Genomic DNA, 7538 nt, shown 5'->3' with positions numbered 1-7538 from the left:
ATTTTGATAAAAACGCCGAAGAAACACTGCACGAACTTTACGGTACTTATAAGCTAAAAGACATCGGCCTGCCCTCTGCCGACCTGTTCATCGAGACCTATACCCGCCATAACCATCGCCTTTGGGCGCAATACCATTTGGGCCAGATAACTAAAGATGAATTGCGCGAAGAACGTTTTAAATCGACATTTATTGAGCTTGGCGTACAGCCCGACCTGATGCCTGCCGATTTTGAAGATGCCTATGTAAACCTTGGCCCAACCAAAACCAACCTGTTCCCGCATGCGCATGAAACACTGGCTTATCTGCAAAGCAAATACATCCTCCATTTGATCTCGAACGGGTTTAAAGAATCTACCGAGATGAAAGTAGCGGGTACCAACCTGGCACCATACTTTCAAAACGTTATTATATCAGAGGTAGTGGGTGTTAACAAACCCGACCCTGCCATTTTTAGGCATGCTATTGAGCTGGCCGGGGCAACTATTACCGAAAGTTTGATGATAGGTGACAGTATTGAGGCGGATATCCGCGGCGCTATGGGTGTGGGCATGGATGCCATCTATTTCAATCCCTTTAACTTGGAGAAACCCGCCGATGTACCGGTACAGGTTACTCATTTAAAAGAGCTAACTTTATTGTTATGAACATTGCCAAAGAGCGCCGTGCCATTGATGCCGCATTAGATAGCTACCGGGAACATCTGGATACCCTAACCGATGCATTGTTTAATGAAACACCGCCAATGGGTGGCTGGTCGTGCTCCGAGGTTTACGATCATATCCTTAGGGCAAGCTTGGGTTCCAGCATTGCTTTGGAGCGCTGTACACATAATAATTGCCCACCAACCAAAAAGGGCATGGGCTTTTGGGGTTATTATTTAATGCTGACCGGGAAATTCCCACCGGGTAAAATAAAGGTACCGGAAGCAGTTGCCGAAAAATTAGCCCCCAAGAAAATAGATAAGGAAGAAGCAAAAAACCTGCTCATAAAAACCCGCAAACGCATTGAAGGAATTACCGGATTAATAAACGATGCTAAAGAAAATTCGCGCTGGCAGCACCCACGTTTAGGCATGCTAAATGCCACGCAATGGTTCAAATTTATCCGCGTGCATTTAGAACATCACTTAAAGCAGTTGGGCCGGATTAAAAACAACTTAGCAAAAGGGTAGGATAAAAGTGTTCACGTTCACGGCCTGAACACCTGTTAATATTTACAAATTACTCATAATCAAATATTTAATTTTGAGGTGCTGACAAAACACTGTCACTTCTTTTACAAATTCTACACCTTGCAGTTTCAGATATGCACTAAACATACTATCTAAACGTAAGAAAAACTTTCACGTCATTTTCATATTATATTGGTAACTTACCTTACCAAACAGGCATACGGCCTGCATAAACCGACTTTCATATTTATTTAGTGTGGCAACGTAACCTTTTACATTTAACATAGTCTTAACACTATAATAATTTGATTATCGGATATTTGTAAAAATAAGGAAAGATGAATTTTGAATTTGCTTACTTGTTTGTAATAGGATTGCTGGTATTGCTTGGTGCATTCTATCTAAGCCCTTACGAACTAAAGGTTAATGACGACGACGACGAGGAATAACACTCGTTGCCAGCTTACCAGCGTAATTAAAAAATGGCTAATTTTTTAGCCTATCAATTTTAATGGCAAAACGCGAAGTAGATATAGTTATCATATCTGATGTCCATTTAGGCACTTATGGCTGCCACGCTAAAGAACTCCTTAAATATCTTAAAAGTGTAAAGCCCAAAATGCTTATCCTTAACGGGGATATCATTGACATTTGGCAATTCAGCAAATCTTACTGGCCCGAAGCACACATGAAAGTGGTGCGCCGCATTTTAAAATTTGTTACCGAAGGTGTACCCGTGTATTACCTTACCGGCAACCACGACGAAATGCTGCGTAAATTCACCGATTTTAACCTGGGCACTTTCCAACTATTGGATAAGATAGTATTGAACATTGACGGTAAAAAAGCCTGGATCTTTCATGGTGATGTGTTTGATGTTACCATGCAGCACTCTAAATGGCTGGCAAAACTGGGCGCGGTTGGGTACGATACGCTCATATTGATCAATAGTCTTACTAACTGGTTCCTAACCGCTATGGGCCGGGAAAAAATGAGCTTTTCGCAAAAAATAAAGGCCAAATTTAAGGATGCGGTAAAATTTATTAATCAGTTTGAGCAAACCGCCGCCGACCTGGCCGTAGAGAAAGCATACACCTACGTTATTTGCGGGCATATCCATCATGCCGAGATAAGGGAGATCCAATCAACCGAACAAACCGGCTCAGTACTATACCTAAACAGCGGCGACTGGGTAGAAAGCCTTACCTCGCTGGAGTATCATAACCAGGAGTGGAAGGTTTTTAAATATCTTGCTGATGATTTTAAACAGGATAACGACGAAGACGACATAACCGACGCCGAAGACCTTGACGCCAAACTGGATGTACGCAGCCTGCTGGAAAGATTTAAGCAGGAAGCGCATTAGAGCATTTCTTTTACTTCAAATACCTCTTCAGTTGTATGAAGGTCATTTGTTAATTGATATTTGAAGGTCGCTCTCACTATTATATAACGAATTTCTTTAGAAATTTGGGTTGGATAATTAAAAGATTGGTTCACGCCAGGCCTTACAAAAAAATACCCAAATTGAGGAGGAACTATATTCACCTTATCAATTATTTTTTCGGGGAATTCAACCATTGGAGCGTACTTTTCAAATACCGTCAAGTCTTCATCGCCTTTTATACCGCGAATTTTTAAACGTATTTCACTAAATCTATGTTCAACATTGCCTTTGTTATTAGCTATAATTGTAAAAGTGGCCAAATAAGAGCTATGAATAGGCCCATAAAATTTACATTTTAAACCAAATTCGATGCGTGGATGCAGCGGGTTTTCCCTTCTAAATCTAAAGTAAGCCCATACTCCACCTATAACAACAAATAATAATTGTACCCCGTTTAGTATTAAGTCTAATGTGTCTTTAGTGTTCATGGCATCAATTTATAGTAAGGTTTTGTTTGAATATACACCTAAATATAACAAAAAGCACTTATAATCAATACTTTAAATCACCGAATGGTTAATTACTTAAGCTGGGGTAATAGCCGCTGGTCGGTTTCCCCCCGCCATCCCACAACCAGGATACTCCGCAAAATACTTGTTCCATTCTACAAAAAGTGGAACAGAGCTCTAAAATACACATCTATCTTATTTACAGATCATTACGCCATCTACCAGCAGGACTAATACGCCAAAAAATGTAAAATAATATCGCCAACATGTTCATTAACAGAGTGTTCCACTTGTTCCATTTTATAAATGGAACAAACGGAACAGATCACCCAGTTAACCTATGGTCGGTGTTATCACCGCACCATATCTAATTACTGCAAATACAACTTTACCCGCATTTCATCATTTAATAATCTTGTATACATATTTCTTTACTAAATTGCCCACAATTCTATTCTATGAAAATATTGTTCGGTATACAAGGTACAGGGAATGGTCACATTAGTCGTGCCCGCGAAATTGTGCCCCTATTACAGCAATATGGCGATGTAGACCTGCTGGTAAGTGGTACCGAAGCTGAGGTAAGCCTGTCGCAGCCGCTTAAATATCGTTTCCATGGCTTTAGTTTTGTATTTGGTAAAAACGGCGGGGTTGATAACTGGGCCACGTTCAAAATAATGAACCTGCGCCAGCTTTGGAAGGATATGCACAGCATCCCCCTAAACCAATACGATCTTATTATTAACGATTTTGAACCGGTTAGCGCCTGGGCATGCAGGTTGCAAAAAGTGCCGTCGGTATCGTTAAGTCACCAATGTTCATTTGTTTCGAAGAAAACACCTCGCCCCAAAAAGTGGAACTATGCCGAGTGGTTGTTTAAATATTACTCACCCACTACGCATCACATTGGTTTCCATTTTGAGCGTTATGATGACTTTATCCATACCCCGGTTATCCGCAGCGATATCCGTAAGATGGTAACCAGCAACCTGGGCCATTACACGGTGTACCTGCCCGCCTATAGCGATAAAACACTTATCAAACATTTAAAAGGCACCAACGCCGAGTGGCAGATCTTCAGCAAGCGTACAAAAACAGCTTATCGCGAAGGCAATGTTAATGTGTTCCCGATAAATAACGAGGCTTTTAATACCAGCCTGGCAAGTTGCGCCGGCCTGCTTACCGGTGGTGGCTTTGAAGGCCCTGCCGAAGCTTTGTTCCTGGGTAAAAAGGTATTGATGATACCCATGCGGGGGCAGTACGAGCAACAGTGCAACGCCCTTTCTGCCTCAAAGCTTGGGGTTGAGGTGGTGCATACCATTAATCACGATTTTGTATCGCGCATAAATAACTGGCTGGCCGATGACCGCCGTATCATCGTTGATTTCCCGGATGAAACCGCGCAGATAGTGGATAATATGGTGAAGAAATACGCGCGGTAATAGCACATTAATTTAGGGGGCTCCTACAGAGCCAAACCTATTTATCATATTTCTATAAACAGGTTACCCCTACAGGGTAGCCGTTCTAAAACAAAGCTCCAGAGGAGTATCGCGCATAAATAACTGGCTGGCCGATGACCACCATATCATCGTAAATTCCGGATGAAACCGCGCAGATAGCAGATAATATAGTTAAGAAATACGCGCGGTAATAGCACATTAATTTAGGAGGCTCCTACAGAGCCAAACCTATTTATCATATTTCTATAAACAGGTTACCCCTACAGGGTAGCCGTTCTAAAACAAAGCTCCAGAGGAGTATCCTGTTTATAGAAAACCGAAAACAACAATTGGCTCCGTCGGAGCCTCCTACCTGTTCAACATTCAAAATATTCTATTAATATACTTCCTATCAATAATCCGATTGCATCAAACACAGTTTTTGTGCTAATTTTGCAGCCATTAGCCAACCTGTATGATCAGTATTTTCAAGGTATTTAATCCGCTTAATGTTTTATGGCTGGCCATTTTAATGTTCATACTGCGTATTGGTTACATAGCACATGTACCAGATAAGCTCGAATTTACCTTTGTTGAACCCTTTGCCCGTTTACTTGTACCAATATCATACGAGTATGCTTTTTCGCCCACAGCAAATGTTTTTTGGGCGGGGGTATTGGTGCTTGCACAAGCATTGCTGCTTAATTATTTGGTTAATCATTTTAATTTATTGGGCAGGCCTACCTTTTTACCATCGTTAATGTATGTAACGTTAACAGCCCTGTTCGCGCCATTTATGGTATTAAGCGCACCGCTCATCTGCAATTTTTTGGTGATATGGATGCTGTTTAAACTGTTCAGCTTTTACAAAAGCGACGATGCAAAATCAACCGCTTATGATGTAGGGATGATCGTAGCCATTGGTTCTATCATCTACCTCCCTTATATATTCCTGTTCTTATCCATCTGGATAGCGTTGGTAATATTCAAACCTTTTAACTGGCGCGAGTGGGTATCGGGCATATTAGGCTATCTTACCATTTTCTTCTTTTTCGCGGTTTTCTATTATCTCAATAATAAGCTGGGGGGCTTTTATCATATCTGGGCGCCATTAGGTGCCAAGTTTCCAAACCGCATTAACCTTAACTACTATAATTACCTGGTGCTGATACCTGTGCTGCTTATTTTAGTGCTTTACTTTTTTAAACTGCAGCAAAACTATTACAAAAGCTATGTGCAGGTACGCAAATCGTTCCAACTTTTATTTATAATATTTTTAATTGGCAGTTTATCGTTTTACGTTAAAACCGAGTTTAATCTTAACCACTTTTTGTTGTGTGCTGTGCCTGCAGCGGTGTTTTTTTCGTACTATTTTATAAACGCCAACATTAAATGGATGTACGAAAGTTTGTATTTATTGCTGCTTATCAGCATCATATATTTTCAGTTTAACACTTTTTAACTTTTACATTCGTTCAAATTTCATAGGTTATATTAGTTTTGTAGCATGAAATTCGGTGTAGTAATATTTCCAGGCTCCAATTGTGATGAAGATATCATCCACGTTCTTGAAAATGTAATGGGCCAGCAGGTAGTGCGGTTGTGGCATAAAGACCATGATTTGCAGGGTGCTGAGTTTATTGTATTGCCAGGCGGCTTTTCTTTTGGCGATTACCTTCGTTCGGGCGCAATTGCGCGCTTCTCGCCTATTATGCAAGAGGTTATCCAGTTTGCAGCAAGGGGCGGTAAAGTTTTAGGTATTTGCAATGGTTTCCAGATCCTGACAGAAGCAGGCCTTTTGCCGGGCGCATTGTTGCATAACAAAAACCGCAAGTTTATTTGCCGCAACATTCACATGAAAGCGCAAACCAACAACTCGCTGGTTACACAGTTTATTGATCAGCAGCGCGCGTTAAAAATCCCTTTAGCACATGGCGAGGGCAATTATTTTGCTGATGCTGATGTATTAAAGGCCCTTAACGATAACGATCAGGTATTGTTCCGCTATTGCGATGAGTTTGGTAACGTTACCGACGAAAGCAACCCTAACGGATCTATTGAAAACATTGCGGGTGTAACTAATGCTAACCGTAACGTGTTTGGCTTTATGCCACACCCCGAGCGTGCATCTGAAAGCCTTGTAGGTAACGAGGATGGCCTTGCCATTTTCGAATCAATATTGTCAATGGCTAAAGCCTGATGCTAAACCTGGTTATTGATATTGGCAATACTTTTACCAAAGTCGCTGTTTTTGAAAACGACGACCTGCTGAAAGTAGAGCAATATGAACAAACCGGCAGCAAGGATATAGATAGCTTTTTAAGCATTTATAAAATTAACAGGGTAATAACGTCATCTGTAAAAACAGAAAAACAACCCTGGCAAACCCTGCTGGAAAATGAGTTTCAGGTTATATATTTTAACAGCAGCATAACGGCAGGTATAAATAACCATTATAAAACGCCCAATACACTTGGTGCCGATAGGCTGGCAGCTGTAATAGGGGCAAATTATTTATATCCGGGTACAAATAATATAATTATAAGCGGTGGCACCTGCATTACTTATGACTTTATTGATGCCGGCGCGAATTATTTTGGCGGCAGTATATCACCGGGATTAAATATGCGTTATAAAGCCGTTAACCATTATACCGCGGCGCTGCCTTTAATTAAGCCCGATAAAAACTTTAACGCGGCGTATGGTAATGATACCGCATCCGCAATAAAATCGGGGGTGCAAAACGGAGTAAGGTACGAGCTGGAAGGCTTTATAAATGAGTACATAAAAACACAAAAAGGGTACAATATTATACTATGCGGGGGCGACAGTATTTTTTTTGATTCTCTATTGAAAAATAGCATCTTTGCCCCCTATATAAAAATTGAACCTTACCTGGTTCTTAAAGGATTAAACGCTGCTATACAAAAGCTTAATGATTAAATATATTAGGTTCGTAATTTTACTGTTCTTATTTACTGCTACTGCACTTGGCGTAAAGGCACAATCTACTGCAACTTCCAGTT

General features: G+C 40.8%; 8 protein-coding genes. 7 read left to right on the top strand and 1 reads right to left on the bottom strand.

Going from position 1 to position 7538, the window contains the following annotated elements; genetic code table 11:
- The 3 genes from JWQ85_RS20285 to JWQ85_RS20275 form a co-directional block, all read left to right on the top strand.
- On the top strand, positions 1 to 647 hold a 647-nt coding region (locus JWQ85_RS20285; protein ID WP_299471244.1), incomplete at its 5' end, for a YjjG family noncanonical pyrimidine nucleotidase.
- The gene (locus JWQ85_RS20280) at positions 644 to 1174 is read left to right on the top strand and encodes a DinB family protein (protein ID WP_299471242.1); all 531 of its coding nucleotides are present in this window, start codon (positions 644 to 646) and stop codon (positions 1172 to 1174) included. The genes JWQ85_RS20285 and JWQ85_RS20280, both read left to right, overlap by 4 nt.
- Before the next feature lie 511 nt (positions 1175 to 1685).
- Entirely contained in the window at positions 1686 to 2540 is an 855-nt protein-coding gene (locus tag JWQ85_RS20275; RefSeq protein WP_299471241.1) for a UDP-2,3-diacylglucosamine diphosphatase, read from the top strand.
- Here the strand turns inward: JWQ85_RS20275 and JWQ85_RS20270 are convergent.
- The gene (locus tag JWQ85_RS20270; RefSeq protein WP_299471239.1) at positions 2537 to 3049 is read right to left on the bottom strand and encodes a hypothetical protein; all 513 of its coding nucleotides are present in this window, start codon (positions 3047 to 3049) and stop codon (positions 2537 to 2539) included. The two genes, JWQ85_RS20275 and JWQ85_RS20270, sit on opposite strands and share 4 nt — an antisense overlap.
- A 479-nt stretch (positions 3050 to 3528) precedes the next feature.
- Here JWQ85_RS20270 and JWQ85_RS20265 point away from each other — a divergent pair, with 479 nt between their 5' ends.
- From JWQ85_RS20265 to JWQ85_RS20250, 4 genes are all read left to right on the top strand, one after another.
- Positions 3529 to 4512 carry a glycosyltransferase family protein gene (locus JWQ85_RS20265; protein WP_299471238.1) on the top strand — a complete coding sequence of 328 codons (984 nt, stop codon included), beginning with the start codon at positions 3529 to 3531 and terminating at the stop codon, positions 4510 to 4512.
- Positions 4513 to 4987: 475 nt separating this feature from the next.
- Positions 4988 to 5974 carry a DUF6427 family protein gene (locus tag JWQ85_RS20260; protein ID WP_299471236.1) on the top strand — a complete coding sequence of 329 codons (987 nt, stop codon included), beginning with the start codon at positions 4988 to 4990 and terminating at the stop codon, positions 5972 to 5974.
- Positions 5975 to 6019: 45 nt separating this feature from the next.
- Positions 6020 to 6712, top strand: coding sequence for a phosphoribosylformylglycinamidine synthase subunit PurQ (purQ, locus tag JWQ85_RS20255; RefSeq protein ID WP_299471234.1), 693 nt, complete (start codon positions 6020 to 6022; stop codon positions 6710 to 6712).
- Positions 6712 to 7455 (top strand): type III pantothenate kinase, encoded by a 744-nt coding sequence (locus JWQ85_RS20250; RefSeq protein WP_299471233.1) that lies wholly within the window; start codon positions 6712 to 6714, stop codon positions 7453 to 7455. Before purQ ends, JWQ85_RS20250 begins: the two co-directional genes overlap by 1 nt.
- Positions 7456 to 7538: the final 83 nt, after the last annotated feature.

The sequence above is a fragment of the Mucilaginibacter sp. genome (genome assembly GCF_028288105.1).
Taxonomy (GTDB): Bacteria; Bacteroidota; Bacteroidia; order Sphingobacteriales; family Sphingobacteriaceae; genus Mucilaginibacter.
The sequence above is the reverse complement of the archived record's forward strand: the minus strand, read 5'-3'. Positions and strand labels throughout refer to the sequence as shown.

Coding starts and splice junctions, on each gene's coding strand:
- JWQ85_RS20280 (WP_299471242.1), top strand. CDS start 644: ATGAACATTGCCAAAGAGCGCCGTGCCATTGATGCCGCATTAGATAGC.
- JWQ85_RS20275 (WP_299471241.1), top strand. CDS start 1,686: ATGGCAAAACGCGAAGTAGATATAGTTATCATATCTGATGTCCATTTA.
- JWQ85_RS20270 (WP_299471239.1), bottom strand. CDS start 3,049: ATGAACACTAAAGACACATTAGACTTAATACTAAACGGGGTACAATTA.
- JWQ85_RS20265 (WP_299471238.1), top strand. CDS start 3,529: ATGAAAATATTGTTCGGTATACAAGGTACAGGGAATGGTCACATTAGT.
- JWQ85_RS20260 (WP_299471236.1), top strand. CDS start 4,988: ATGATCAGTATTTTCAAGGTATTTAATCCGCTTAATGTTTTATGGCTG.
- purQ (WP_299471234.1), top strand. CDS start 6,020: ATGAAATTCGGTGTAGTAATATTTCCAGGCTCCAATTGTGATGAAGAT.
- JWQ85_RS20250 (WP_299471233.1), top strand. CDS start 6,712: ATGCTAAACCTGGTTATTGATATTGGCAATACTTTTACCAAAGTCGCT.